At 40.9% G+C, this 25,000-nt stretch carries 25 protein-coding genes; 10 read left to right on the top strand and 15 right to left on the bottom strand.

The window, feature by feature from the left end; genetic code table 11:
- Positions 1–64: 64 nt before the first annotated feature.
- A complete protein-coding gene (rplS, locus tag F4W09_RS06705; protein ID WP_016168675.1) occupies positions 65–439 on the top strand; it encodes a 50S ribosomal protein L19 in 375 nt (124 codons plus the stop codon).
- Between the two features lie 56 nt (positions 440–495).
- On the opposite strand, the gene F4W09_RS06700 is transcribed toward rplS, so the two are convergent.
- The 3 genes from F4W09_RS06700 to F4W09_RS06690 all read right to left on the bottom strand — a co-directional run bounded on the left by F4W09_RS06700 (position 496) and on the right by F4W09_RS06690 (position 3,689).
- Complete coding sequence (locus F4W09_RS06700) at positions 496–1,467, bottom strand: lipase family alpha/beta hydrolase (RefSeq protein WP_151504380.1); 972 nt, start codon at positions 1,465–1,467, stop codon at positions 496–498.
- Positions 1,468–1,632: 165 nt separating this feature from the next.
- On the bottom strand, positions 1,633–2,616 hold the full coding sequence (locus F4W09_RS06695) for a lipase family alpha/beta hydrolase (protein WP_016168673.1): 984 nt from the start codon (positions 2,614–2,616) through the stop codon (positions 1,633–1,635).
- A 35-nt stretch (positions 2,617–2,651) separates the two neighbouring features.
- Entirely contained in the window at positions 2,652–3,689 is a 1,038-nt protein-coding gene (locus F4W09_RS06690; protein ID WP_151504379.1) for a lipase secretion chaperone, read from the bottom strand.
- A 153-nt stretch (positions 3,690–3,842) separates the two neighbouring features.
- On the opposite strand from F4W09_RS06690, the gene truB reads away from it, so the two are divergent.
- Both truB and F4W09_RS06680 read left to right on the top strand, forming a co-directional pair.
- On the top strand, positions 3,843–4,748 hold the full coding sequence (gene truB / locus F4W09_RS06685; protein WP_151504378.1) for a tRNA pseudouridine(55) synthase TruB: 906 nt from the start codon (positions 3,843–3,845) through the stop codon (positions 4,746–4,748).
- A 13-nt stretch (positions 4,749–4,761) separates the two neighbouring features.
- Complete coding sequence (locus tag F4W09_RS06680; protein ID WP_151504377.1) at positions 4,762–5,532, top strand: sulfite exporter TauE/SafE family protein; 771 nt, start codon at positions 4,762–4,764, stop codon at positions 5,530–5,532.
- A 75-nt stretch (positions 5,533–5,607) separates the two neighbouring features.
- On the opposite strand, the gene F4W09_RS06675 is transcribed toward F4W09_RS06680, so the two are convergent.
- The 4 genes from F4W09_RS06675 to serA form a co-directional block, all read right to left on the bottom strand.
- Positions 5,608–6,693 (bottom strand): glycosyltransferase, encoded by a 1,086-nt coding sequence (locus F4W09_RS06675; RefSeq protein WP_151504376.1) that lies wholly within the window; start codon positions 6,691–6,693, stop codon positions 5,608–5,610.
- A gap of 182 nt (positions 6,694–6,875) precedes the next feature.
- Positions 6,876–7,763 (bottom strand): EamA family transporter, encoded by an 888-nt coding sequence (locus tag F4W09_RS06670; RefSeq protein ID WP_151504375.1) that lies wholly within the window; start codon positions 7,761–7,763, stop codon positions 6,876–6,878.
- A gap of 69 nt (positions 7,764–7,832) precedes the next feature.
- Positions 7,833–8,738: an EamA family transporter gene (locus tag F4W09_RS06665; RefSeq protein ID WP_151504374.1), complete on the bottom strand. Its 906-nt coding sequence runs from the start codon at positions 8,736–8,738 to the stop codon at positions 7,833–7,835.
- 290 nt (positions 8,739–9,028) lie between these two features.
- Positions 9,029–10,261, bottom strand: a complete 1,233-nt coding sequence (serA, locus tag F4W09_RS06660; RefSeq protein WP_016168665.1) for a phosphoglycerate dehydrogenase — start codon at positions 10,259–10,261, stop codon at positions 9,029–9,031.
- 355 nt (positions 10,262–10,616) lie between these two features.
- On the opposite strand from serA, the gene F4W09_RS06655 reads away from it, so the two are divergent.
- Positions 10,617–12,026 (top strand): D-2-hydroxyglutarate dehydrogenase, encoded by a 1,410-nt coding sequence (locus F4W09_RS06655; protein ID WP_151504373.1) that lies wholly within the window; start codon positions 10,617–10,619, stop codon positions 12,024–12,026.
- 181 nt (positions 12,027–12,207) lie between these two features.
- Positions 12,208–12,579 carry a hypothetical protein gene (locus tag F4W09_RS06650; RefSeq protein ID WP_151504372.1) on the top strand — a complete coding sequence of 124 codons (372 nt, stop codon included), beginning with the start codon at positions 12,208–12,210 and terminating at the stop codon, positions 12,577–12,579.
- 91 nt (positions 12,580–12,670) lie between these two features.
- Here the strand turns inward: F4W09_RS06650 and F4W09_RS06645 are convergent, their stop codons facing one another.
- Positions 12,671–13,243, bottom strand: coding sequence for a LuxR C-terminal-related transcriptional regulator (locus F4W09_RS06645; RefSeq protein WP_228155354.1), 573 nt, complete (start codon positions 13,241–13,243; stop codon positions 12,671–12,673).
- A gap of 429 nt (positions 13,244–13,672) precedes the next feature.
- Between F4W09_RS06645 and F4W09_RS06640 the strand changes: the two genes are divergently transcribed.
- Positions 13,673–15,010 carry an MFS transporter gene (locus F4W09_RS06640; RefSeq protein WP_151504371.1) on the top strand — a complete coding sequence of 446 codons (1,338 nt, stop codon included), beginning with the start codon at positions 13,673–13,675 and terminating at the stop codon, positions 15,008–15,010.
- Positions 15,011–15,288: 278 nt separating this feature from the next.
- Complete coding sequence (gene craA / locus F4W09_RS06635; RefSeq protein WP_151504370.1) at positions 15,289–16,518, top strand: chloramphenicol efflux MFS transporter CraA; 1,230 nt, start codon at positions 15,289–15,291, stop codon at positions 16,516–16,518.
- Between the two features lie 77 nt (positions 16,519–16,595).
- Here craA and F4W09_RS06630 read toward each other — a convergent pair whose 3' ends face one another.
- The 5 genes from F4W09_RS06630 to F4W09_RS06610 all read right to left on the bottom strand — a co-directional run bounded on the left by F4W09_RS06630 (position 16,596) and on the right by F4W09_RS06610 (position 22,026).
- Positions 16,596–16,880, bottom strand: coding sequence for a DUF3817 domain-containing protein (locus F4W09_RS06630; protein WP_016168659.1), 285 nt, complete (start codon positions 16,878–16,880; stop codon positions 16,596–16,598).
- A 158-nt stretch (positions 16,881–17,038) separates the two neighbouring features.
- On the bottom strand, positions 17,039–19,189 hold the full coding sequence (gene yccS / locus F4W09_RS06625; protein WP_151504369.1) for a YccS family putative transporter: 2,151 nt from the start codon (positions 19,187–19,189) through the stop codon (positions 17,039–17,041).
- Positions 19,190–19,438: 249 nt separating this feature from the next.
- Positions 19,439–19,987: a superoxide dismutase family protein gene (gene sodC, locus F4W09_RS06620; protein WP_151504368.1), complete on the bottom strand. Its 549-nt coding sequence runs from the start codon at positions 19,985–19,987 to the stop codon at positions 19,439–19,441.
- 145 nt (positions 19,988–20,132) lie between these two features.
- Complete coding sequence (locus F4W09_RS06615; protein ID WP_026440952.1) at positions 20,133–21,263, bottom strand: AI-2E family transporter; 1,131 nt, start codon at positions 21,261–21,263, stop codon at positions 20,133–20,135.
- A 118-nt stretch (positions 21,264–21,381) separates the two neighbouring features.
- On the bottom strand, positions 21,382–22,026 hold the full coding sequence (locus F4W09_RS06610; protein ID WP_151504367.1) for a ParA family protein: 645 nt from the start codon (positions 22,024–22,026) through the stop codon (positions 21,382–21,384).
- 111 nt (positions 22,027–22,137) lie between these two features.
- On the opposite strand from F4W09_RS06610, the gene F4W09_RS06605 reads away from it, so the two are divergent.
- Positions 22,138–22,608: a Holliday junction resolvase-like protein gene (locus F4W09_RS06605; protein WP_016168654.1), complete on the top strand. Its 471-nt coding sequence runs from the start codon at positions 22,138–22,140 to the stop codon at positions 22,606–22,608.
- A 31-nt stretch (positions 22,609–22,639) separates the two neighbouring features.
- On the opposite strand, the gene F4W09_RS06600 is transcribed toward F4W09_RS06605, so the two are convergent.
- Positions 22,640–23,272, bottom strand: coding sequence for a class I SAM-dependent methyltransferase (locus tag F4W09_RS06600; RefSeq protein ID WP_151504366.1), 633 nt, complete (start codon positions 23,270–23,272; stop codon positions 22,640–22,642).
- A 190-nt stretch (positions 23,273–23,462) separates the two neighbouring features.
- On the opposite strand from F4W09_RS06600, the gene F4W09_RS06595 reads away from it, so the two are divergent.
- Positions 23,463–23,984 (top strand): hypothetical protein, encoded by a 522-nt coding sequence (locus tag F4W09_RS06595; RefSeq protein WP_418655084.1) that lies wholly within the window; start codon positions 23,463–23,465, stop codon positions 23,982–23,984.
- An 87-nt stretch (positions 23,985–24,071) separates the two neighbouring features.
- On the opposite strand, the gene F4W09_RS06590 is transcribed toward F4W09_RS06595, so the two are convergent.
- Complete coding sequence (locus F4W09_RS06590; protein WP_044739656.1) at positions 24,072–24,404, bottom strand: HopJ type III effector protein; 333 nt, start codon at positions 24,402–24,404, stop codon at positions 24,072–24,074.
- Positions 24,405–24,567: 163 nt separating this feature from the next.
- Here F4W09_RS06590 and crcB point away from each other — a divergent pair, with 163 nt between their 5' ends.
- Positions 24,568–24,951 carry a fluoride efflux transporter CrcB gene (gene crcB / locus F4W09_RS06585; RefSeq protein WP_151504364.1) on the top strand — a complete coding sequence of 128 codons (384 nt, stop codon included), beginning with the start codon at positions 24,568–24,570 and terminating at the stop codon, positions 24,949–24,951.
- The last annotated feature ends 49 nt before the right edge of the window (positions 24,952–25,000 follow it).

Genomic DNA, 25,000 nt, shown 5'->3' with positions numbered 1-25,000 from the left:
GCTTTAGCCTCTATACCCAGTGGATCTCAGACCTCTTCTGACCCACACATATTGGAGATACCCCATGAGCGGTAAGCATCCTTTAGTACAAGCTGTTGAAAATGCACAGCTTAAACAAGACATCCCTGCTTTTGCACCAGGTGACACTGTTATCGTTCAGGTAAAAGTAAAAGAAGGTGATCGTGAGCGTCTTCAAGCATTTGAAGGTGTTGTAATCGCGAAGAAAAACCGTGGTTTGAACTCTGCGTTCACAGTACGTAAAATTTCGAGCGGTGTTGGTGTTGAGCGTGTATTCCAAACTCATTCTCCAATCGTTGCTAAAATCGAAGTGAAACGTCGTGGTGACGTTCGTCGTGCTAAACTTTACTACCTACGTGAATTGTCTGGTAAAGCTGCACGTATTCGTGAAAAGTTACCAGCTCGTAAAACTGTTGCTTAATCAGTTTTATTTGAGTGAAAAAATGCGCCGTTTGGCGCATTTTTTTTGGCCAAACTTTAGAGCCCTTGAAGTTTTAAACGGTTGGCATGTTGACGATAAACATCGACTGGATCTGGTGAGAATACCGAACGCAAAGCAAAGAACTGATTAATCACATCTAAGTGGTTCCAGTTGTAATTATCTCGAATGGTTTTGCCATACTTTGCGCTACAACGTGAGACCAAGCCATCATTGTCATTCGGAGCTTGCATCAATAAACCTGTTGCTGCCAATAATGAATCAGGATCAAGGATATTGGTTAGAGTTGAATTACCAGAGAACGAATAGAAGTAAATGCCATTTTCTGTTGCAGCACCTTCACCGCAGGCAGTCTTCGGCATACCTAAAGCATACTTTTGACTAAATGATTTAGATCCTGCCTGACTTAAGCTTTTTCCAGCAGCAAGGGCATCATGCGGGAGTGAATTAGGATCCTGCTGTTGTGCCCATACAATCGCTTTAGAACCAAAGTTAATCAGGCTAACTAAGGGCTGCTCTAATGGTGTACCTTGAGCTGAAATAATCAGATCAGCCACAGGTGAGCCTTTTAAAGGGCTTGATATTGCAGTCGATGACGCAACTTTAGAGGGGGCAACATTTGAAACATAAGCAATACTATGCCCACCGTGACTATGCCCCAGTAAATTGACTTTGCTTGCACCGGTAATTGCTAAAATTTCATCGACTTGTTGTAGCAGTTGTTCCCCACGAACTTCGGAGCTATTAAAGGGCGAAACGCGTGTTGCCCATGCGTTGGCACCATTACGTGCTAAATCAGGCAAAATTTGATACCAATAATCTACACCCAGCTCATCTGTGCCTGCACGAATCCATCCTCCCATACCATGTGCAAAGACCAATGGATATTTGGTTTTTGCATAGTTTGAGGTGACGTATTTAGCTTGAATTTGTGAAGCGCTGGCTTGAGTTTGGGTGGTGCTTAGTACGCAGGTTGATAGCAGTCCAGCTATCAATAGTTCATATTTCATTGATCTTCCTCTATTTTAATTTTTCTATCGACAAAAATAATTGTCAAAATGAGTATAAAGTTGGAGTGAGGATTGGGCAGATAAATCCGATTAAATTAAATACAAATTGTAACTTTATAATTCTAAATAAATCCCGCTAAGTCATCTGCTTAGCGGGAGGGTGTATTAAAGCCCTTGAAGTTTTAAGCGGTTGGCATGTTGACGATAAACATCGACTGGATCGGGGCTGAAGAGACCTCTTAATCCCAAAACTTGGTTGACTTCATCTAAGTGATTCCAATCGTAATTATCACGAATGACTTTGCCGAAATGGGTGCTGCAACGCGCAACCAATCCGTCATTGTCAGTGCTGATATAGGAGATTGGAGCCAGCAGCGAAATGGCACTGTCTGCAACATCAATCACGTTGGTCACTTGAGAGGTTCCTGTCCAAGAATAATAGTAAATCCCATTATTGGAGCTGGCTCCACTTTTACTACAGTCCGATGCTAAGGCTGTGGTTGGGTATTTTTGATTGAACACTTGAGAACCTTTTTCACTGATCGAGGTTAGCGAGGCTTTAAGATCGCTTTTCAGAGATGGGTTCCCCTCGGCAAAGGTAATAAGTGGTCCAATAATATAATCCGTAGCGATGCTCAAGAGCTGTGAACCTGTTTGGCTTGACAGTAAATCGTCTGCGACTTTGGAGCCTCTGAATGTTGCACCAACCCCCGTGAGTGATGCGACATATTGTGGTTTAACTGCTTCGACATAGCGAATCGTCGGTCCCCCATGACTATGTCCAATTAAATTGACTTTGGGTTTTCCCGTAATAGCCATCACTTCTTCGACTTGTTGTAACAGTTGTTCGCCACGAACTTCGGTCGATTCTAAAGGCGAAATTTGTGCGGCAAAGGTGGTTGCACCATTACGTGCCAAATCGGGCAGAATTTGATACCAATAATCTAAGCCGAATTCGGCGACACCAACACGACTGAAACCAAACATCCCATGAGTAAATAATAATGGGTATTTGGTTTTAGCATAGGTACTTTGAGCAGTGGTATTTACGCTAAGCACGCCCGCAGTTACCGAACTGGTAGTGAATCCGATGCATGCGACTAAACCCAGCAGTGAAATGCTATGTGCTATTTTTTTCGTTTTATACATATTTTCATCCTGAAAAAAGGTTTGGTTGGGCAGAATTATTCTGCGAAGGGTAGTTTTCCTCCTGAGTCATGTGTGGTTTCAAAAGTTCCAAGTCGAAGTTGTTCTTGTGGATTTTTAAATTGTTGCTGGCGTAATTGAGCAATGGCTTGTTGTTGTGCAGATTCGCTCATCTGGCTCTTTAGAATTTGGTCACGCTGCATTAAGTAGTCATTCACACGTAATTTCCATTGACCTCGATCTTGGTCTAGTTGTTCTAGTCTAGCGGTTGCATCAGCACCGACTAAATTCATACGCATTTGGCGAAGTTCATCAGCAGAACCACCGCGAGCTTTAATATCACTGGTCAATTTGCGTAGATCTTCCAACTTAGACAATTGTTCCAAATTTTCACGCCAATCTTCAGGCAACTGGGCAAATAGTTCTTTTAGTTTTTGTGCCTTTTGAACTTCATTTAGAGATGAATCTGCCATGATTGACATGCGGTCTAAGGTATATTCATGGTAGGTATTTTCTGCACCAAATAATCCCTCAATTTCAGTAGGGGAAAAAAATTGTGTGCGTAAGTTTTTCATCAGTGAAAAAACTTTTCGATAGTACTCTGGGTCTTGTTTATCTAGGTTGGGTTCTTTTAAGTTACCTAACTGAATACGGTAATCAATATAGCGATTCCATAAATCAATAATTTGGCTTAAAGCAGGCTCTTTGTAGCCTTTTTGCATGTAACGCGTGAAATCTTGCTTAATTTGATCAATCTGCTTTTCCCCGTATTGAGTAATGAAATATTCAAAGCAATTTCGCGTTTGTTCATTCACGATTAAATGCTGACTTTGATCTAAACTAAGCTGACAATTCACTTCGGTATCTTGTTGGCTTGTGCTGACAAAAGGCTGTGTGGAGCTATGCGATAACACTGTATTCCCTGAAAGAGTCGATGTCGAATTCGACTGCCCATCTGCGAGTGAAGAGGCTGTGGTGTTGGAGCCAGTGGTTGCACTCGGCGCAAGCCACACTAAAAATCCAAGTAGAATAATTACTACAACGGCGAGTATCAGCCATAATTTCTTTTTTTGCATATCCTATGCCTAATATCCATTTTTAATTTTTATGCAGTTCATTCGCTGAACTTGTTTTATTGTGCAATGCAAACGCAAATAAACAACAGAAAAGTTGTAAAACTAGATGAGCGGTTGTTAGTATTGCGGCAGTTGAAATACGTGTTCTGAGTTATGAAATCATCTGCTGCAAAAATCCAGCGCCGCGCGGTTCACGGGGTGTTTTTGTTAAATAAACCCTTGGGTATTAGTTCAAATGCGGCATTACAAAAAGTGCGCTGGTTATTGAGGGCAGAGAAAGCAGGACATACGGGTGCTTTGGATCCCTTGGCATCTGGTTTATTACCCATTTGCTTTGGTGAAGCAACGAAGTTTTCTCATTTCTTATTAGATTCAACCAAGCGTTATCAAACCACGATCCAGCTTGGCCACAGCACAACGACGGGTGATGTGGAAGGGGAGATATTACTTGAACAAGCGGTGCCAGAACTGACAGAAGCTAAAATTCAGCAGGTATTGAATCAGTTTGTTGGAGAAATTCAGCAAATTCCTCCAATGTATTCTGCACTCAAAAAGCAGGGTCGTCCGTTGTACGAATTGGCACGTAAAGGCATTGAAGTGGAGCGTGATGCACGGCCAATAACCATTGAAGCCATTCAGCTCCTTTCCTTTACTGAAAACAGCATTACTTTAGATGTGACTTGCTCTAAAGGCACCTATATTCGTGTGTTGGGGGAAGATATTGCCAAAGCTTTAGGATCCTATGGGCATTTAACCTATTTGCAACGCATTCAAACGGGTCATTTTGAACTGATTCCAAGTTATACCATTGAATATCTAGAAGGCTTAACAGAACAAGAGCGCGAAGCGCTGTTATTGCCTGTGTATGCACCCGTACAGCATTTTACTCAAATTCAAGTCCCAGAAGGTCGGGCAGAATATTTTAGTCGTGGCATGGAAAGTAATATTGATCATGCTGCCGAAGCACAAGTGTTAGTTTTTGATGGTGAAAAGTGCTTGGGTCTGGCTGAAATCAACGATCGAAAGCGTTTAATTCCTAAACGTGTTTTGAATCTGTAGGAGACCCAATATTATGGAACTTGATCTTATTCTGAGTTTGGTCTTCTTTGCTTTTTGTGCGGGAGCAATCGATGCTGCTGTGGGTGGTGGTGGACTCATTCAAATTCCCGCCATTATGGGGGCAATGCCACAGTTGGCGCCAGCCACAGTTTTTGGTACCAATAAGCTCTCTTCTATTTTTGGCACAGCATCTGCGGCATTTTCATTTATGCGCCGCGTATCCTTATCATGGAAATTGCTATTGGTGATTGGAGTGGGGGCTTTTATTAGTTCCTACTTGGGGGCCGCCTGTGTTTCCATGATTCCTACCCAAGTACTGAAACCCTTTGTACTGTGTATGTTGATTATTATCGCAATTTACACATTCATGAAGAAACAATTTGGTCAGGTACATTTTCAACAGGAAATCACCACTAAAATACTGGTACTTGCAGCAGTCGGCAGTGTCTTGATTGGCTTTTATGATGGTATTTTTGGACCAGGAACGGGCAGTTTCTTTATTTTCTATTTTATTCGCTACTTAAAAGTCGATTTTCTTCATGCTTCAGCGCTCTCCAAAATTGCCAATTTCATGACCAATTTCGCTGCACTGAGTTTTTTTGTGCCTACAGGTCATGTATTGTTTGGCATTGGTTTAACTATGGCCGTTGCCAATATAGCAGGTTCTTTGGTTGGAGTTAAACTGGCTTTAAAATATGGCAGTGGTTTTATTCGTATCATCTTTTTAATATTAGTGTCTATTTTAATTGTCCGATTAAGTTACCAAATTCTCTTTCCTGCTTAATAGTTCAACGGATGCAATGTTGTATCAATAGCTAAATCCAATTTCTAAGCCTACCCTTGCCTAAGCAAGGGTTTTTTATTTATAAAAGCGTAGGTTGGCAATGAGTCGTGCCTCTTCGGAATCTGGATACTTTTGCTCCATCAATAATTTGAGGATGGCTTTTTTACCTTCCTCTTTATAGTGTGGGCAATAGGATGCTGCAACACTCAGTTCATCCAGCGCACGCCATGTGTAGACACTGTCATCGACAAATAAAATGTCACTTGGTCGTTTGATCTGGCAAGCTTGCAAGGCAAATTGACATGCAGTTTCAAATTGCTTTTGTTCACGATAGTAGCGTGCAAGCTCATATAAAGGTTCTGCGCGTTGTGGACGGCTGACCCAAGCTTGCAAATAAGCGTTACGAATGTCAGTTATCGGTTTGTTGAGTTTTTCCATGAATTTTGCTGCACGAAATTGTGCTGTCCAGCGTTCTTCTTCCCATCCTCCTGCATCGGCGCGTATTTGATAGGCTTGCAGGGCTTGTTCGGGTAAATTTGCATCTTGATAACTTTGTGCTAAATAAAATTTATATCGGAGATTGTTGGGTTCATCTTTGATCCCTTGTTTTAGAATTTCAATATCTTTGAGATAAGTTGTGGGATCATGCCCTCTGGCACCATCATGTTGTACAAAAACATGAAGACCTTTGAGTAGCTGCCATTGATGGGGTTTTGGTGAGTTTAAATATTCGTGTAAAACACCTTCCCATTTCCATGGCACTTGGGTTGAAACAAGCGAATTTAATTGGTAGCGGGTATTCCCGTAAATATATTCAAAATAATAGGCTAAGCCCGATAAAGTGCCCCATTGAAATTCAGGATCTACCATGAGAGTTTGGTCGGCATCAATAAACATCAGGTAATCGGCATGTGGTAGGGATGGATCTTGTGCCAGTTGTAGGGCTTCTGTACGATTAAAACCAAAATTGTGCCAAGGGCGCTCAAATAACTTGCCAGGCAGATCTTGCATAAAGTCTTGAATCAGTTGTTGTGTACCATCTGTTGATCCTGTATCAACAATCACCCAAGAATGGATCCACGGTTTGACCGATTTTAAGCAACGTAAAATCACCGCGGTTTCATTTTTTACAATCATATTGAGGCGGATATGTGGCTGCATTGTTCTTCTTATCTTCTCTTCAATCCTTTTGATTATAGTAGTTTTTCAGCACATTGAATTCAAGGGTCTTCCCGTAAGCGTTATTTTAGTTGAGGGCACTTGGCTAGATGAAATATTGTCGTTTAAAGAACAGTGGCAGAGATTAAACTTCAGCAACTGTTCTTGATGGGTTAAATTGGGATTTAAGAGGCTGATACTTCGCTAGATTCAGGTGCAGTGCGACTGGCACGGTAGGTGACCCCGACCGAAGCGGTCATAATGCAAATCAGCGCTAAAGTTTGCCATAGGGTGATATGTTCTTTTAACAGCAGCATACCTGCAATTGCTGCTAAAGCAGGAGATAAGCTCGACAGTGTGCCATAGCTGAGTTTACTCAGACGTTTGAGTGCCATTAAATCAAGAGTATAAGGAATTGCAGTGGCTAAAAGCGCAATGATTAAGGCTTGTGGCCAGTATTGAAATTGCAGCATCGTATCAGGATTACGCACGCTGTTAATCGGCAATAAAATCAGGGTTGATAGTACGATGGCGATACTCAATGCGTGCATCCCCATATTTTGGCGTGCAACTCTTTGACCAAAATAAATATAAAATGCCCAACAAATACCTGCACCTAATGCATATGCTGCACCGATATAAGAAAAATTGTGAGCATGGGTATCTTGCCACGGTACCATTAGAGCAATCCCCGCAATTGCGAGTCCGACCCAAATATAATCACTTTTGTGTTTAATCGAGAGCAGTGCTAAGGTCAGTGGTCCTAAAAACTCTAATCCGACGGCAATGCCTTGCGGTAATTTACCTAAAGAGGCATAAAACAAAACATTCATGACACAGACTGCGGCGCTGTAAAATAATAAGTCTCGCCATTTTAAATGAGGTAGGCGTTGTATGATTTTCCATGAACGGAACATCAACACTACCAAAATAGACGCAAAGCTAAGCCGTAAAGTCACCACAGTAAAAGGGTCTAATGCTTGCATGAGCTGCTTAGCATAAGAGGCACTGACTTGATAGGACAACATGGAAAGTACCATAAATAAGACAGCACTGAGTTGACTGTTGCGCATATCGCTTTTTCTCTACATTTGGGCGGTGGGTCTAATATGAAGTTATTGAGATAATTGGTACGGCTCATCTCAATCGGTTTGGCTTGAAGATGCTAAACTGCTTTGTTTAGCACGTTTGGCTTGTTGGGTCGTATAGGTACAGCCAATCGAAGCTATAATAATGGTGCTTAGGGCTAACCACTGCGTCCAGAGTAATTGTTCATTTAGAAAGACGAAGCCTGATAATGCTGCAATCGCAGGCTCTAGACTCATTAAAGTCCCAAAGCTCATTGCCGTAAGGTTGCGTAAGGCAATCATCTCCAAAGTAAAAGGTAAGGCACTCGCCAGAATGGCCAAGCCAATAAAATAGAATAAATTGGAGGGGAGGAAAACATCACTGGTCATACCTGAAAACATCGCGACAGGCATTAAACACAACATGCCGACAAACATACCCAAACATACCGTATGATTGCCTGAAATGCCCGATGGACGTTGACCTGCAATAATATAAACCGCCCAACATGCCCCTGCACCAATCGCGAAGGCAATGCCCGTTAAATCGAGTGATTGTGTGGCTTGGTCAAAAGGGAACAGCAAGATTAAGCCTAAAATTGCCATGCTGACCCAAAGTAAGTCGTATTTTTGCCGAGCATAGTACAGGGCGACACTTAAGGGACCAATAAATTCAAATGAAACTGCGATGCCTAAAGGAAGTCGTTCAATCGACAAATAAAACAGGCCGTTCATCCCTGCCAGTGCGATGCCATAACTTAAAATAGAAGACCAACGCACGTTTTTAAAATTAATTTTCCAGATTTGAAAAATAATTGCCAGAATGAGCGCACCGAGTAGCATACGCATGGCAGAAACGGTAAGAACTGGAAATTGCTGAAACAGAATTTTGGCTAATGAACCGCTACTTTGCACACAGAGCATGGCAATAAAGAGCAGGAAAACCGCTTGTAAATAGGAGGGCGTTTTAAAGTTCAGCATGAGTTAGGACATTTTGTTTTATATCAGATGATCAATTTGTATATTTTTTTCAATCATAACACTGTGCTGGTGAAATAGCTTGTACGGGATGAACTAAATTAGTGCAATAGATGCAGAACAAAACAAGAGCATGTTGGTTGGAATACTGAGCTTGAAACAAAATCGATCTATTCCCTGTAGGTAATAGATCGATTTTAAGTTGTGAAATGCGCTTTATTGATTCAATTAAGCGGAGGATGAATCAATAAAAAACCACAGACACAAGTCTGTGGTTTTTCACATCGAATAACTTAGAACAATACGCGAACGCGGATTGTACCTTCAACGTCTTGTAATGTATCAAGTGCTTCTTGAGATGCAGTTGCATCAACATCCATCACTAAATAGCCAACATCACCTTTGGTCATTAAAGACTGACCAGAGATGTTGATGCCGTGTTCAGCAAACAAGTTGTTGATTTTTGAAAGTACGCCAGGCACATTCTTGTGAATGTGAAGTAAGCGGTGTTTACCTTCAGTTAATGGCAACGCAATTTCTGGGAAGTTTACAGCAGATAAGGTCATGCCTTTGTCTGAGTAAGAAACGAATTTCTCAGCAACTTCTAAACCAATATTTGCTTGCGCTTCCATGGTCGAACCACCCACGTGCGGGGTTAAGATCACGTTTGGTAGGTTACGTAATGGAGAAATAAATTCTTCACCGTTTGCTTTAGGCTCTTTCGGGAACACGTCAACCGCAGCACCTGCAAGATGGCCTGATTTTAAGGCATCTGCTAAGTCTTCGATGATGACACATGTACCACGTGCAGCATTGATGAAGATTGAACCTTCTTTCATTTGTGCAAATTGGTCTTTACCGAAGAAGTTACGTGTAGATGGAACATCTGGAACGTGTAAAGAAACCACATCAGCATTAGCAAGAAGTTCACCCATGCTACCGACTTGACGTGCATTACCTAAAGGTAATTTGGTCACTGTATCAAAATAGATAACTTTCATACCCATGCTTTCAGCCAAAACTGAAAGTTGAGAACCGATTGAACCGTAACCTACGATACCTAAAGTTTTACCGCGTGTTTCAAATGAACCTACAGCAGATTTGTTCCAGCCACCTGCATGTGTATCTGTCGATTTTTCAGGTACACGGCGAAGAAGAAGAATAGCTTCTGCAAGTACAAGTTCAGCCACTGAACGAGTATTTGAATATGGTGCGTTAAAGACTGGAATACCGCGAACCATCGCAGCATTTAAGTTCACCTGGTTAGTTCCGATACAGAAACAGCCCACAGCAATCAGTTTGTTTGCTGCTTCAAAAATTTCTTCAGTCAATTGAGTACGGGAACGAATACCAATGAAGTGTGCATCTTTGATCGCTTCTTTCAACGCTTCACCCTCAAGCGCAGTTTTACGATAATCGATGTTGGTGTATCCAGCAGCATTTAAAGTGTCGACTGCGTTTTGGTGAACGCCTTCTAACAACAAGAAACGAATTTTATCTTTAGGCAGGGAAAGATGTTGGCTCATTACGGCTCCGCTACAAAGGCCAAATTTGGTCGCAGTATCATAACATAGGACTTAGGTCGATATACATTTCCTTTATGACCCAGCGATCAGGTATTTTGGTGAAATATGCGTCACAACCTGTCGTAATTGGTCTAACTAAGCCTGTAATTTACAAGGTAACCTTGTTAAAACGTGATTTTCTGCGGGTTTTATCGAAAAATGGCTTATAATAATGCTCCGTGAAAAAATACGGTGCAGATGCACTGTCCATTACTTCACGTGCTGTCTAGTTATTGTTCCTTTGTTACGCTGTTTCAGTTGAATAATGCATTAGATTCGACACCACTTGTTTACTTCATTGCAAGGTCTGAAAACGATGAATGCTCCAGTCGCTTTAACCCCAGAGTTGTTGACCCAATTGACCGAAATTGTTGGCGAAAACCGTATTAAAACGGATACCGATAGCCTGCAAAATTGGGGTCGGGATTATACCAAACACTTTGATCCAAACCCATCTGTGATCGTTTTCCCTGCAACGACTGAACAAGTTCAAGCCATTGTTAAGCTTGCGAACCAATACAATGTTGCGGTAACCCCATCGGGTGGTCGTACTGGTTTATCTGCGGGTGCAGTGGCAGCCAATGGTGAAATTGTGGTGAGCATGGACAAAATGAACCAGATTCTGGAATTTTTCCCTGCTGACCGTATGGTACGCGTACAAGCGGGTGTGGTCACTGAACAACTACAGAGTTATGCTCAAGAACAAGGCATGTACTACCCAGTAGATTTTGCATCTGCAGGTTCTTCACAAATTGGTGGCAATATTGGTACCAATGCAGGTGGCATTAAAGTGATTAAATACGGCATGACTCGTAACTGGGTGTTGGGTTTAACCGTAGTGACGGGTAAAGGCGACATTTTACGTTTAAACAAAGGCATGATTAAAAATGCTACGGGTTATGCGCTACAGCATTTATTTATTGGTGGCGAAGGGACTTTAGGTTTAGTCACTGAAGCTGAAATTAAATTAGAGCGTCAACCGCAAGACCTTCAAGTCATGGTGTTGGGTGTGCCTGATTTTAATGCGGTGATGCCTGTACTACATGCGTTCCAAGCTAAAATTGACTTAACTGCATTTGAATTCTTTGGTGAATTGGCAATGCAGAAAGTACTGGATCATGGTCATGTGCAACGTCCATTTGAAACACAATGTCCATTCTATGTGTTACTTGAATTTGAAGCGCCATTTGAGCCAATTATGGACAAGGCGATGGAAATTTTTGAGCATTGCATGGAACAAGGTTGGGTGCTGGATGGCGTATTGAGCCAAAGCCTAGAGCAAGTCGAAAGCTTATGGCGTTTACGTGAAGACATTTCTGAGTCGATTGCGCCATTTACTCCATACAAAAATGATATTTCAGTTTTGATTACGCACGTGCCTGCGTTTATTCAAGAAATTGACAGTATTGTGGCAGAAAACTACCCAGACTTTGAAATCTGCTGGTTTGGTCATATTGGTGATGGTAACTTGCACTTAAACATTCTTAAACCTGCCGATTTAAGCAAAGATGAATTCTTTGCAAAATGTCAGGTGGTGAATAAATACGTATTCGATACTGTGAAAAAATATGACGGTTCTATCTCTGCCGAGCACGGTGTGGGCATGACCAAAAAGCCATATTTGGAATATTCACGTAGTGCCGAAGAAATTGAATACATGAAAGCCTTGAAAAAAGTTTTCGATCCAAACGGGATTATGAACCCGGGTAAATTATTCGATTTATAAGTTAAAATTGAATGAAATACTAAACACCGTAATGGCAACATTGCGGTGTTTTTTATTGCTTGAATAAAAAGGGATACATATTTCTGACCAAGAAAAACAAACGCTACATTGTTGCCATAGAGTTATGTGGCTAAGCATTGCATCATAACGGGTATGTAATGATATCTATGGGGAATTTGTCATGTTGCGTTTAGTTTCGGTTTCAGCCTTATGCTTAGGATTATTGGCAGGCTGTGCGACAACAAAAAATCTAGTCAATAAAGTCAGTAGTCCAGATACGCCATTAGCAACAGTATTAAAAGAGCGTCCAGATTTAGTCAAAGAATTATCGACTGTGGAAATTCGTCAATTTTTTAACAGTGTAGAAGCACCAACGGCTGCACAAGTGAAAGTGACGGAAACAGGTTTAATGGATGATTCTGTTCGTTCGATTCGTACCATTTATAGTTTTAAACATATGGATAATGACTGGAAATTGATCGAAACTGAAAAATCGTATCAATGTATGCGTGGTAAAAATACCAAGAATTTCCAAACGGCGAAGTGTTCTTAATTTGGCTTAATATGGATTTCAATAGATATAAAAAGGCGTATTAATTTACGCCTTTTGTATTTGGGCTTCACTGAAAAATAAATCAAAATAATTACTTATGATGTATCAGATTATTTTGAATAATAATTTTGGAACTAAGTTCATGTTTAGAATGGACATCGAGTTTTTTCATTAAATTGGCTTTATGAGCTTCTACGGTTCGATGCGAGAGTGACAGCTTCCGTGCAATTTCTTTACAAGTTAATCCGTTGACAATCAGTTGAGTAATCTCAGACTCTCGTTTCGTTAACTTTTGCTTATTTACAAGGGGATGTTGTTCAATACGTTCAAAATGCCACACCATTAATTTAAAAGGGTCTTCTGGCGTGAGCGTACGCCCATGAGTATGTGTCCAGAAAATTTCTCCACTTTTATGCTGCATAAAACGTTGATCGGAATAATACAGGCTATTTTTTTGCAATAAACTTTGCAAAGCATCATTTCCAACTTTCTCATAGTCTTCGATACTGGGGAAAATTTTAATAATCGAGTGATGCATTAGCTCTTCACGTTCATAGCCAAACATCTGTGAGAAAGCGCTATTCATTTCGACCATGTGCCGATTGCTAAGCACTACAATTGGTGCAGGGCTAAAAGCAAAAGCCAATTTATTATAATTCATCATAATAAGTATCCATACTTAGTATATTAAGCAATATAGTAAATTACGCCGAATTGACAATTGTAAAAAATGACCTTTTTACCCTTTTGGATGCGTTTAGCGCTGATTTTTTTATTAAAACACTGTGATGGCTAGATACATGTTATGGAATAAAAATTAGACATTGTTTTATTAAGTTACTGTAGTTAAATGGAAAATTTAATATTAAAAACTACTTAAGTAATTAAGTAGATTGACTCTGTTGAAGGATTAATCCACATTAATTAATTAGTTAATTTTAGTTCACTTTTATAATATTTCATTTATAAATTAGGAAAATCCTCGGCATTCAATTGCGTATAACAATGTAACAGTCATCACTTTATTTAGAAAAATCAGGATCGGTTTTGAAAGTGAAAACAGAAGACAATATTAAAAATACAAGAGGTAAATATGGAGCAGATACAAGGATCGGGTCTTCCACATAAAAAGTCTTCGCACCGTTTGGCAGGAATCTCCAGCATGGTGGGAACGACCATAGAATGGTACGATTTTTTCATTTATGGTGCCGCAGCGGCACTGATTTTTAATAAATTATTTTTCCCCAATTTAGACCCTTTGACAGGGGTGTTGGCAGCCTTCGCCACCTATGCGGTAGGATTTATTGGAAGACCTTTAGGCGGGATAGTGTTTGGACACTTTGGTGACAAGATTGGTCGTAAAACCATGTTGTTAACCACATTGATTATGATGGGAATTCCCACCGTTTTAATTGGGCTGTTACCTACATATGAAAGCATTGGTTACTGGGCAACTTTCTGTTTAGTGGTGCTGCGGTTTATTCAAGGTATGGCAATGGGTGGAGAGTGGGGTGGTGCAGTGCTAATGGCTGTTGAGCATGCGCCTGAAGGTGGTAAAGGGTTTTGGGGAAGTTTACCGCAGGCCAGTGCAGGAGGAGGCTTACTCTTGGCTTCACTTGCTTTAGGTGCTGTATCTTTACTCCCTGAAGCGACGCTATTTAGTTGGGGATGGCGGTTACCTTTTTTAGCCAGTATTTTGTTGCTCGGTGTGGGTTGGTACATTCGGGTCAAAGTACCTGAATCACCAGATTTTGAAAAAGTGAAAGAGCAGGCTCAAGACATTAAAGTGCCTGCAATACAAGTTTTTAAGAATCATCCTCGTGAGTTGCTGACCATCATTTTTGCACGTGCAGCGGAGAATGCTTGGTTTTATATTGCTTCTACATTTACCTTGGCATATACCACAACTAAATTAGGCATTCCACGTCAGGATATTTTATTCGCCACAATCTGTGGCGCTGGCTTAATTATGGTGATGACACCTTTATGTGGACATCTTTCAGATAAAGTCGGGCAACGGAACATGTTTATGTTTGGGTTGGTGTTGTTAGGATTATATTGCTATCCATTTTTTACTATGTTGGATACCAAAGATCCTGTGCTGGTTTGGACTGCAATTGTATTGGCAATTGGTGTCGTGTTTCCGATTATGTATGCACCACAAGCTCAATTGTTTGCACGCCAATTCCCTGCTGAGATTCGTTATAGCGGTATTTCGATTTCAGTGCAATTTGCGGGTGTATTAGGTGGTGGTTTAGCTCCACTGATTGCAACCAAGCTGTTAAGTATTGGTGATGGTAGTCCACATTTAATTATTGGCTATATTACGGGTATGGCAGTCTTTGCGATTATTTGTTCTTTATTTATGAAGCCAGATCATCTGCATCGCAAAAAAGATCCCTTTAACGTCAAAACAGAAATCTCTGCTTAGTGATAACAACAAAAATTACAATTCCCAACGCATAAACTGCTAAACTACACCCACTTGACCTAGTGGGTGTACTAGCTTGAGTGATAAAAATCTCACAACTGAAATTGATTAAACTGTCTTAGACACCTTGTGAATACGGTGTATTAAGCCGCTAAACCTTAGCGCATTCAAAAAAACGTAATTTAAATAAATCTCTCAGTGCTGGTCATTGGGCTGACGTTTATCTCCCGAAAAATAGCGTAAGACCTCGACCAGACCATCATGATCTGTAGAAAATAATGCAAAAAGTTCAAACGACCACGTTGAACCGCACTACGCTGATGTTTCCTTTAGCTTTGGTGCTGTTCGAATTTTCCGTTTATATCGGAAATGATTTAGTCCAACCTGCCATGCTAGCCATTACCAAAGAATTTGGTGTCAGCAGCAGTTGGGCACCATCATCCATGTCTTTTTATCTGTTGGGTGGAGCCTGTGTGGCATGGCTGTTGGGTCCATTATCAGATCGACTTGGGCGTAAAAAAGTACTGCTCACAGGCGTACTGTTTTTTAGCGTCTGTTGTTTACTGATTTTACTGACCCACAATATTGAGCAATTTCTGGCCCTACGCTTTTTACAAGGCATAGGGTTAACCGTGATTTCAGCCGTGGGTTATGCTGCCATTCAGGAAACTTTTGAAGAGCGTGATGCCATTAAAGTCATGGCACTGATGGCCAATATTTCCTTACTTGCACCTTTGCTCGGCCCAGTTTTAGGGGCATTCCTGATTGACCATGTGTCATGGCATTGGGGTTTTATCGGGATTGCTTTATTGGCCTTTCTGAGTTGGTTTGGTTTAAAAGCAAAAATGCCTACAACACAACCAACCGTGGTGAAACAGCCATTACGTTATATTTTTTCGGACTTTAAACGAGTCTATAAAAATAAACGGTTTCTAGGTTTAACCTTGGCATTGCCAATGGTCAGTATGCCTTTGATGTTATGGATTGCACTTTCGCCAGTCATGTTAGTCGAAGAGCTAGGGCTCAGCAGTTTGCAGTATGGTCTAGCACAGTTCCCCGTATTGGGCGGGTTGATTGCGGGTAATTTGGTGTTGATTAAAATCATTGATCGACTGGCTTTGGGCAAAACAGTGATCATGGGCTTACCGATTATGCTGTTGGGCACGTTGCTGATTCTGGCGGGTATCTTCTGGCGGGATTATTTCTTGCTGTGCTTAATTGTCGGGATGACCTTGATCAGCTTTGGTGAGGGGATTAGTTTTTCGGTACTGTACCGTTTTGCTTTAATGTCTTCTGAAGTGTCGAAAGGCACTGTGGCTGCCGCCGTGTCGATGCTGTTGATGTTTAGTTTCTTTTTTATTATTGAAGGGGTGCGTATTCTGTATGAGCAGTACCACTTACTGGCCTATGGCTTGGCGTGTTTTGTTTTGATTGCACTGTGGTTTAGTTTTCCACGACGTATGTTGCAACAGGTCTTGTTGGAGCGTAAAGCCAAAGGTGAGTTTTAATTTGCTTAAAACTTTTTGTTCAAACAGGCAAATATTTGCCTGTTTGACTTTTATTGATACTAGGAACATGCAATTGTTTAAGATTCAAATTTCTTTAATTTGTGATCAAAAACAAAGGGGCCGAAGGGTAAAATTGAGGCGATAAAACCGAGAATAAACATTTTAATCGACCATTTCTGTTTTTCGCAGACAATAAATAGCACGGCCAAAAATAGAATAAACAGAATGCCGTGTCCCATGCCGACGAATTTCACTAAGATTGGATTGCCCCAAATATATTTTAAAGGCATGGCAATAAACAGGAGAAGTAGAAAAGATAAGCCTTCTAGAAAACCAACAATACGCAAGGTTTTAATATTCATATTCAAAACAATAAAATTGAGAATGAATCTCGATTCTAGCTGAATCGGGTGAATCTTTATACATAAAAAGTGAGGCTAATCGACAAAACTTTAGCTGTCTTCAGTGACCAATCTGAATGAATCAGCACAAAATTTTGAATGTTTTGTATGATTCATATTTATTTAATTTCTAATGCCAATAAGCGTTGTTTCAGTCTTAATAATTCAGGCAAGGTTTCGAGTAATAGACTCATTTGCTTGAGCACCAATTGCCAATGTTCAGGCAGTTCAGAGTCATTACTCATATATTGAAGTTCATCCAGTTTGCTTTGGATGTGTTGTTGATCCAATTCGTGTTGTAGGATTAAGCTATCTTGTAAGGTCTGTAAACACCATTGCAACAGTTCCAAAATTTTAGGATCTTGAACCTGCTCACGATGGCTGCCCAAAGCAGCAATATAACTGAGTTGGCTATGGCTATAGACTAGATAACGGAAGGCATGTTGAATCAGTTCAGGGTTTGGTTGTGGTTCAGCACTTAGACTGGAAATCATGCTAGACAGTTCAATTTGCGCGTCATGCGCTAAGCGACGCGCCTTACGGTAAGCCATACTGTTGTTTTTACCCTGCTGATATTGCTCCACAATGGCCGTGAAATAATCCAAGGTTGCGTTACTGCTGTTCAGAATATTTTTTGAAATATTACGGAAATTCCAATCTGGCCAAATGGTATTGACTGCAAACCATGCAATGAAACAGCCGAGTAGGGTATCTATAATGCGTGGCAAAATGATGTCATAACCTGCACCTTTGAGGTTGAAAATCAGCAACACCATCAAGGTTGCCATGAGTGTGGCTATGGCGTATTTTTGTGAGCGTAAATAGAAAAAGGCCACCCCAGATAAAATGGTCAGGATCAGTTGTCCTTCAATACTGGGCACAAAATACAGTAGTGGTATACCTAAAATCACGCCCAAAACTGTTCCAAGGGTCCTCAGCTTTAAACGGCTCTTGGTGGCAAAATAACTGATTTGGCAGACAAATAAACTGGTGAGTAAAATCCAGTAACCATGTTTGGCAAATGGTAATAAAGAAATGGCATAGCCTACCGCAAAGACAAAGGCGATACGCACTGCATGACGAAACAGAGCCGATTCTGGGGTTAAATGTTGACGGAGTTTGAGCCACAGGTCTTGTATGCCATGAATGTCATCATCTAACAGATTTAAATTGTCTTGATGCGTAGAGTAATGCTGTTGGTAATGGTCTTGTTCAATGGCTAAGTTGGAAAATTGTTCTTGGACACTGCGTAAATTTCGTAACACCAAACTCAAGTTTTTGACTTCAATATTATGAGGATGATCTAAAACCCAATGGTGCATGGAATCTTCTAGGTATTGCAAAGCGGATGCATGTGTCGAATCCAATTCAAAAGCCTGTTGCTGCAATATACATTCTGCCAATTTTTGACAGGAGTTGGCTTGCAAACGAATATTTTTTTGAATCCGAAAGATTAAATCGGTGCGGCTAAAGTTGCGATGAATATTCTCGTAATGTAAATAATTGGACATGGCTTGTTCGTGGATGTCTTGCGCCAGAAAATAAAGATTGAGCCAGTACATGGTTTTTTGATTGGCCCGTGAAGCTTTTAAACGGGTCAGCAGTGAGGCTTTGCAATGATTTAAGCGTTGCACCACTTGCGCATTTTTCAGGGAAACCTCAAATAACAGCGTTTCGACATTCTCAATATTATCAGGATCAAACAGTCGCGCTTTTGCTTGTAATAAAGCTGCGAGTTGCTGAAAACTTTGCGCTAAATTATCTTGGACGGCCTGTGTGGGTTTGAGCAAATAGAACAGTATAGAACTGAGTCCGTACCACACCGCACCTAAAACAAAATAACTGGGTTGTTGATACCATGCTTGATATTCACCGAGCCCAAACATGGTGTAAATGGACAGTAAAATGGTGCCAAAAGAAATCGTGGCATAGCGTTGCCCTAATGCACCCATCAAAATTAGGAAGGCACTGGATAAAGATAGATAAAGAATAAACAGCAATTTATACGGGGCAAGAAATTCCAGAATACTGCTGACACTAAAAAATAAAATACAGACATAGAACAAATTGCGCAGACGAATACTAAGCCGATCATCGAAATCGGTAAGAGCTGCGGCAATCGCACCCAAAGTGACAGGGACAATTAAAAGTTGATGTCCTGTATAGAACAAACCGAGCGTTGTTCCAGTTAAAACAATCAAAATTTGTAAGCAGTAGACCCAAATAGAATTGGTGAAAAAAGGATGCAGAAACTGACGTAAAGGATTCACAGTATTGTTCTTTATAGAGTGTTATCGTTTTCCACTAGCCTGAGCTTTTTTAGCTCAACTGTCAATTCTGGAGTCATTATTGTTCAAGGCTTAGATCTATTTTTTCTTTGGCTCTGCCGATTTTATCGCAATTATTTTATCAAAATGCATGTGGATGAGACCAAATTGTGGATAAGTCTAGGTTTATCAACACGGTCGAAATGGTGAACTTGCACTTGTGCATAACCCCGAACTTATCCACAGTTTTGTTTAAATGACGCCACAAGCAATACGTTCTCCACCACCACCTAATGGTTTAGGTTGATCGGCATAATTGTCACCACCTGCATGAATCATCAGGGCATGACCTTGAACATCTGCCAATTTTAAGCGTGGTGCAATCAGTTTGAGCTGTGATTGTCCCGCAGAATTGACATGTAACACAGGTAAATCACCCATATGACCTGTCATAGGTGTTCCATGGTGGGCAACTTGAGTTGGGTTGTAATGCCCACCCGCAGCTAAAGCAGCTACCATTTTGCCGTCTTTTTCAGCAGGTTCGCATGAACCTTTTTCGTGGATATGAAAACCATGTGGGCCAGCAGGCAGATTGGTTAACTGTGTTTGAATGATTAAGCCGACAGGACTGTCTTGTAAGGTTACGGTTCCCACCGAAGCACCAATGCCTTGTGCAGAAACACTGTTTATTTGAACAGTACGTACATTAGACGTAGATTGGGTGGGGGTGGTACTACAACCTGCAATCAGCAGAGCAGTACAAAGCGTGAGTATCCCAGTATTAAAGTAAGAAGTTCGCATTCATGTTCCTTGTTCTGTGATCGATATGAATGATCACTATTTAATCAGATATTCAGCCTGAATAAGGTATTGATTGCGTTTGGGAATGTATAAGTTTCATCAATAAAAAAGCCAGTGGATATATCACTGGCTTTCAGAGATGGTTTTATTTAGGAGGATCTTTGGGGGGATCAAAGTCATTATCCAGATCATAAGCGAGACTCGCTTTAGGCATCATGAGTGCTTCTTCTTCATGAGTTTCATGCAGCCATTCACGCCAAATGGCGAGGAGTACCGCTAAAATTACGGGACCAATAAAAAGTCCAACCAAACCGAAGCTGGCGATACCGCCCAATACCCCAAACATAATCAGTAAGAACGGAATCTGGGTTGCGCCAGAAATGACCAAAGGACGAATCACGTTGTCCGCAGTACTGACAATACAGACGCCCCATGCCATGACACCAATTGCCTCTATGGTTTGCCCTTGAGCAAATAACCAGAGGGCAACGGAGGTATAAGCCACAGGAGGACCGAAGGGAATGAGTGCCAGTAAAAAAGTGATAATAGTCAGTACCATTGGATTCGGTACACCTGCAACCAGATAACTCAGACCTGCCAAGAAGGATTGGGCAACAGCAGTTAAACCTACACCATAAACCACAGCACGTGTGGTTTCAGAAATGGTATCAATATAATGGTGTACACGTGGACCAATAACCATTTCCAGTGCTTTACTCACCTGATTTAAAATGGTTTGTCCATCACGGTAAAAGAAAAACAGCGACATGATGGCAAAACACAGTTTAATAATATTTTTACTAATTTCATTCAGTAAAAATTTGCCATAATTCAGATGACCTTGAATCCAATTGGAAATATTCTGAATAATACTGTTTGGGTCTTGATTTAATTCTTTGAGAGTCCGTGTAATTTCTTTACCAATCACAGGCAGGTCACGGATAAATTGTGGAACATTGAAATGCCCAGAAAAGACCTGCTTCTGTAGTTCGTAATAGAGATTACGTCCTTCATGCTGCAAAATAAAAATGGCAAATGTGAGTGGAATTCCAATGACCAAGATAATGAACAAGATCATCAATGTGGCACTGAGAGTAGAGCGTTGACCACAGGACCGGTAAATTGACTGGTACAGCGGCCAAGTCATATAGGCAATAATCGTAGCCCACAGTACTGGCACAATAAAGTATTTGAGCACATGAAAGCCCAAAAACATCAGGATAAAAAACAATCCAAATAACAAGACTTTCTGTATTGTAGGCGCGTATTGTTGCACTATTTTTCACTGATTAATATTAAAGTTCAAACTCATCTTAACCGAAAACAGCACACTCGAAAATGAGTGCTCGGCAAGTTTCACATAATCTCGACGTGGTTGTGTTATCCCTCAAAAATCAAAACCATTCGCTTGGATCATCAATAATGGCGTTCAATACAGGCTGCCATTGGCTTTGCAGGGTGACATAGTTTTTCTGAGATTTATCAAATACACTTAAACCTTGCATCGCCAGTTGTCCATAAGCAGTACGTTCTGAAATCCATGCGATAGGTTGCTGTTCAATTTTGCTGAAGAATTCTTGAATTTCTTTTGAACCCGAAGTATTGGCTTTTACGCGGTTTGCCAATAGCAAAATTTGCACTTTTCCTTTACGAATACGCTTAATCTCTTGCAAATGCTTTAAGAAGCGACGGGTACTATCGATATCGAAAAATGAAGGCTGCAATGGTGTGATAATGGCGTGGGCTTCACTGATTAATTGTTCGGCTTGACTGTCTGATAACGCCCCAGGCGCATCAATGACCAGATACTCAATGTTTTTTGGACTTTCGCCCACGGACTTGTCTTGACGCCAATCCAGACTTTGAATATTCGCAGCAGTTTCAGGGCGTTGTTTCAGCCACTGACGTGCGGATTTCTGATTATCCGCATCGGCAAGAGCGACTTTATAGCCTTTTTGAGCTAATGCTGCGGCAAGACTAATCGCTGTGATAGTTTTCCCACAACCCCCTTTCTGATTGGCAATTAAAATTGTTTTCATGACCCTAAAGATTTAATTCTGTTCAGTCCTAGCATATCATTCTTTTGTGCGAAGACTAGGGCACAGGACAAAAGTTGTAAGTCAAAATTTATTTGAAATTAGGATGAATGCATGTCGATTTGGATGGCTATGCTGATAGGGGCATGTATAGGGGTTGTACTGACGACATTAATTTTAAGTCAAACCCGTAACGGCAAAATTAAAGCTGAATATGAACGCTATATTGCAGAGTTGCAATTGGAACATCAGCAAGCCCTTACTCAGGCACAAAAACGCAGTGTAAATACCAGCCGTGCAGTATTAAAAGGCAAAATGGCGGAACAATTTGCCCCGATTTTACCTGAGTTTCAATACTTACCCAGTGATGCCAAGTTTTTAGGTGATCCTGTAGATTATGTGGTCTTTGATGGTTATACCGATTTGCGCGATGGACAAGGCAAAGTTGATGATGTGGAGATTGTACTCATCGATATTAAAAGTGGCGGCGCGCGACTTACTAAAGGTCAGCAAGCGATTGCACAAGCCATTCAGCAAGGTCGAATTCGTTTTGAGACCATTCGGATTGATTTTGAAGACAGTTAACGCAACACCTTAAATATTGACAGTCTTGCATTTAAGAAGACGGTAATTTTTGCGCACGTGCCAATAACATTTGTTGCCCAATTTTTGGAATGCCTTCAGCATAAAAATAATCATACTGATCGAGCTGAAAACCTGCTTTAGCTAATGCCAGCTCGATATTGCGATTTAAGCGACAACCATCTGCCAAACGTTTCTGAATAGGTGTAATCAGATGTTGCAGTTGGCGAATTTTTTTATTTTCGGTATTGAGTACATGCTCGACCAAATGCAAAGTTCCCGTCGGTTTGAGTACGCGTTGAATTTCTTGCAAGACTTGATCCAGTCGTTTTACGCTACACAAGGTCCAAGTACTGACCACATGGTCGATAGAGTGATCGGCTAAGGGAATATGTTCCGCACAGGCTTGTAAATGCTGAACGTCGATATCACTTGCAAAAATTCGGTTCGAGGCTAATTTGAAAATATCTTGATTAGGCTCAAGGGCATACAGTAAATCTACATTTTGATAAAATGGTAAATTGATGCCTGTACCAAAGCCAATTTCGAGTACTTCACCTGCAACAGGCAGTAAAAGTTCACGCCGTTTATCCATTAAACTGGGCGTTTGCATCACCTGATTGAGCAGGTGAGGGAAAATCTGTTGTTGATAAAACTGATAAAGCATGGTGGTATCTGTCCAATTTAAATAGCTGTTGACTTGGTGGGTTGTGACCAAACTCTTCTATATTGTTACCAATTCTGCAAATTTTAAGCTGTTATTCAGGCGTATGCTTGACACTAGAACAGGTTTAAAAGCAATACAAGAGGTCGCCATGAACATTCGAATGATCGCACTTTCATTATTCGGTTTGAGTATGTTGAGTACAGGCTCAATGGCATCTTCTGTCGAATATAATATTGCTAAAGGTTTGGCACCAATTATTCAAGATCAATCAATTTCGGTATTGCAGCCCTTTAAAGGTGATTTTCGGATTTTAGGTTCTAAAACCTATACTGATGATGAGCAAGCCAAGTTTTCACCCATTGATTATGCAGTGAGCTGGGGCCTGTTTGCGGAACCTGAAATTGCCCGTCATATTTCGGTTAATCAGTATGACCGCTACTTGAATTGGAAAATGGATAAAGTGCCAGTGCCAACTGAGCAAGCCATGCAAATGGTATCGAATATGCATATTATTCCTGCCAATCCTAAGGTTGCACAGCAAATTCAAAAAGTAAAACGAGGAGATTTGGTACGCTTACAGGGAGATTTGGTCGAGGTTAAAGACAAAGATCTGGTTTGGCGCTCATCTTTAACGCCCACAGATACTGGCGATGGTGCATGTGAATTATTTCGTGTGAAATCTATTGTTTGGATTGAGAAAGTCAAAACTTAATTCGATGCGCTCGGGCACTGTTCAACCTTTATTTCATCGTGAAGAGCAGGACAAATTTGAACAGTGCTTTTATTGGTGAACGAGCAATTATTTTGCAGTTAACGCTTGCCCTTCAAACTCAATACCTGCCCAGCCATTTTGCATGAACTGGCGAATGTTTTGATGATCTGTTGCTTCAGGCGTTGCCAGTACCGCAGCATAGTGCTCTGCAAATAGAGACAAGGTTTGCTCAGGGTTTAAATCATTGAGCTTGGCAAAAGAAAAAACTTTAGCACTGCCTTGGTTTTCGCTTGCAGCATTGCTGTGTTGTCCATTTTTAAACGCAGTTGGGGTGTGGGTATAACGTGCTTCGATATAAGCCAACACATCTGAAAATTTAGCTTCGCCAGATTGTAATTGCGCCAGTAAGTCCTGAGCCATAATGTCCTCAAACACAGTAGAAAATGGGTTCTGACTATAGCAAGTTTTGTCTAAATTCGGATGCTTTTTATGTTGGCTCTGTCATGATTTTATCAGAGTGAGCGTTGACAATACGGGATGGGAAGAGGATAACAGGGTTTATTTGAACGAAGATGATCAAGGCATGAATTGGCTATTAGTGGCACTGGGTGGTGCAATCGGTGCTGTTTCTCGTTATGGGTTGGGCAGCTATTTCATTAAATCCAGTTCGACCTTTCCGTGGGCAACATGGTGTATTAACTTGCTGGGTTGTTTTTTGGCAGGTGTATTTTTTGCCTTTAGTCAGCAATATCCAACTTTACAGAATAATGCACGTTTATTTTTAATGGTGGGCATATTAGGAGGCTTCACCACATTTTCGAGTTTCGGCTTAGAAACCTTTAATTTACTGCGCGAAGGACAAGCCATGTGGGCAATTGGCTACGCTGTTTCGAGTGTGATGTTTGGAGTGATTCTTCTGGCCGTGGGCTATGTTATTTTTTCCCATCTATTGCCATTAAAAACTTAAGTAAAAAAAAAGAAGTCTAAGTGGAGGATAGAGACTTAGACTTCTGAAT

This window comes from Acinetobacter tandoii (genome assembly GCF_008867985.1).
GTDB lineage: Bacteria > Pseudomonadota > Gammaproteobacteria > Pseudomonadales > Moraxellaceae > Acinetobacter > Acinetobacter tandoii.
The sequence above is the reverse complement of the archived record's forward strand: the minus strand, read 5'-3'. Positions and strand labels throughout refer to the sequence as shown.

Coding starts and splice junctions, on each gene's coding strand:
- rplS (WP_016168675.1), top strand. CDS start 65: ATGAGCGGTAAGCATCCTTTAGTACAAGCTGTTGAAAATGCACAGCTT.
- F4W09_RS06700 (WP_151504380.1), bottom strand. CDS start 1,467: ATGAAATATGAACTATTGATAGCTGGACTGCTATCAACCTGCGTACTA.
- F4W09_RS06695 (WP_016168673.1), bottom strand. CDS start 2,616: ATGTATAAAACGAAAAAAATAGCACATAGCATTTCACTGCTGGGTTTA.
- F4W09_RS06690 (WP_151504379.1), bottom strand. CDS start 3,689: ATGCAAAAAAAGAAATTATGGCTGATACTCGCCGTTGTAGTAATTATT.
- truB (WP_151504378.1), top strand. CDS start 3,843: ATGAAATCATCTGCTGCAAAAATCCAGCGCCGCGCGGTTCACGGGGTG.
- F4W09_RS06680 (WP_151504377.1), top strand. CDS start 4,762: ATGGAACTTGATCTTATTCTGAGTTTGGTCTTCTTTGCTTTTTGTGCG.
- F4W09_RS06675 (WP_151504376.1), bottom strand. CDS start 6,693: ATGCAGCCACATATCCGCCTCAATATGATTGTAAAAAATGAAACCGCG.
- F4W09_RS06670 (WP_151504375.1), bottom strand. CDS start 7,763: ATGCGCAACAGTCAACTCAGTGCTGTCTTATTTATGGTACTTTCCATG.
- F4W09_RS06665 (WP_151504374.1), bottom strand. CDS start 8,738: ATGCTGAACTTTAAAACGCCCTCCTATTTACAAGCGGTTTTCCTGCTC.
- serA (WP_016168665.1), bottom strand. CDS start 10,261: ATGAGCCAACATCTTTCCCTGCCTAAAGATAAAATTCGTTTCTTGTTG.
- F4W09_RS06655 (WP_151504373.1), top strand. CDS start 10,617: ATGAATGCTCCAGTCGCTTTAACCCCAGAGTTGTTGACCCAATTGACC.
- F4W09_RS06650 (WP_151504372.1), top strand. CDS start 12,208: ATGTTGCGTTTAGTTTCGGTTTCAGCCTTATGCTTAGGATTATTGGCA.
- F4W09_RS06645 (WP_228155354.1), bottom strand. CDS start 13,243: ATGATGAATTATAATAAATTGGCTTTTGCTTTTAGCCCTGCACCAATT.
- F4W09_RS06640 (WP_151504371.1), top strand. CDS start 13,673: ATGGAGCAGATACAAGGATCGGGTCTTCCACATAAAAAGTCTTCGCAC.
- craA (WP_151504370.1), top strand. CDS start 15,289: ATGCAAAAAGTTCAAACGACCACGTTGAACCGCACTACGCTGATGTTT.
- F4W09_RS06630 (WP_016168659.1), bottom strand. CDS start 16,880: ATGAATATTAAAACCTTGCGTATTGTTGGTTTTCTAGAAGGCTTATCT.
- sodC (WP_151504368.1), bottom strand. CDS start 19,987: ATGCGAACTTCTTACTTTAATACTGGGATACTCACGCTTTGTACTGCT.
- F4W09_RS06610 (WP_151504367.1), bottom strand. CDS start 22,026: ATGAAAACAATTTTAATTGCCAATCAGAAAGGGGGTTGTGGGAAAACT.
- F4W09_RS06605 (WP_016168654.1), top strand. CDS start 22,138: ATGTCGATTTGGATGGCTATGCTGATAGGGGCATGTATAGGGGTTGTA.
- F4W09_RS06600 (WP_151504366.1), bottom strand. CDS start 23,272: ATGCTTTATCAGTTTTATCAACAACAGATTTTCCCTCACCTGCTCAAT.
- F4W09_RS06595 (WP_418655084.1), top strand. CDS start 23,463: ATGTTGAGTACAGGCTCAATGGCATCTTCTGTCGAATATAATATTGCT.
- F4W09_RS06590 (WP_044739656.1), bottom strand. CDS start 24,404: ATGGCTCAGGACTTACTGGCGCAATTACAATCTGGCGAAGCTAAATTT.
- crcB (WP_151504364.1), top strand. CDS start 24,568: ATGAATTGGCTATTAGTGGCACTGGGTGGTGCAATCGGTGCTGTTTCT.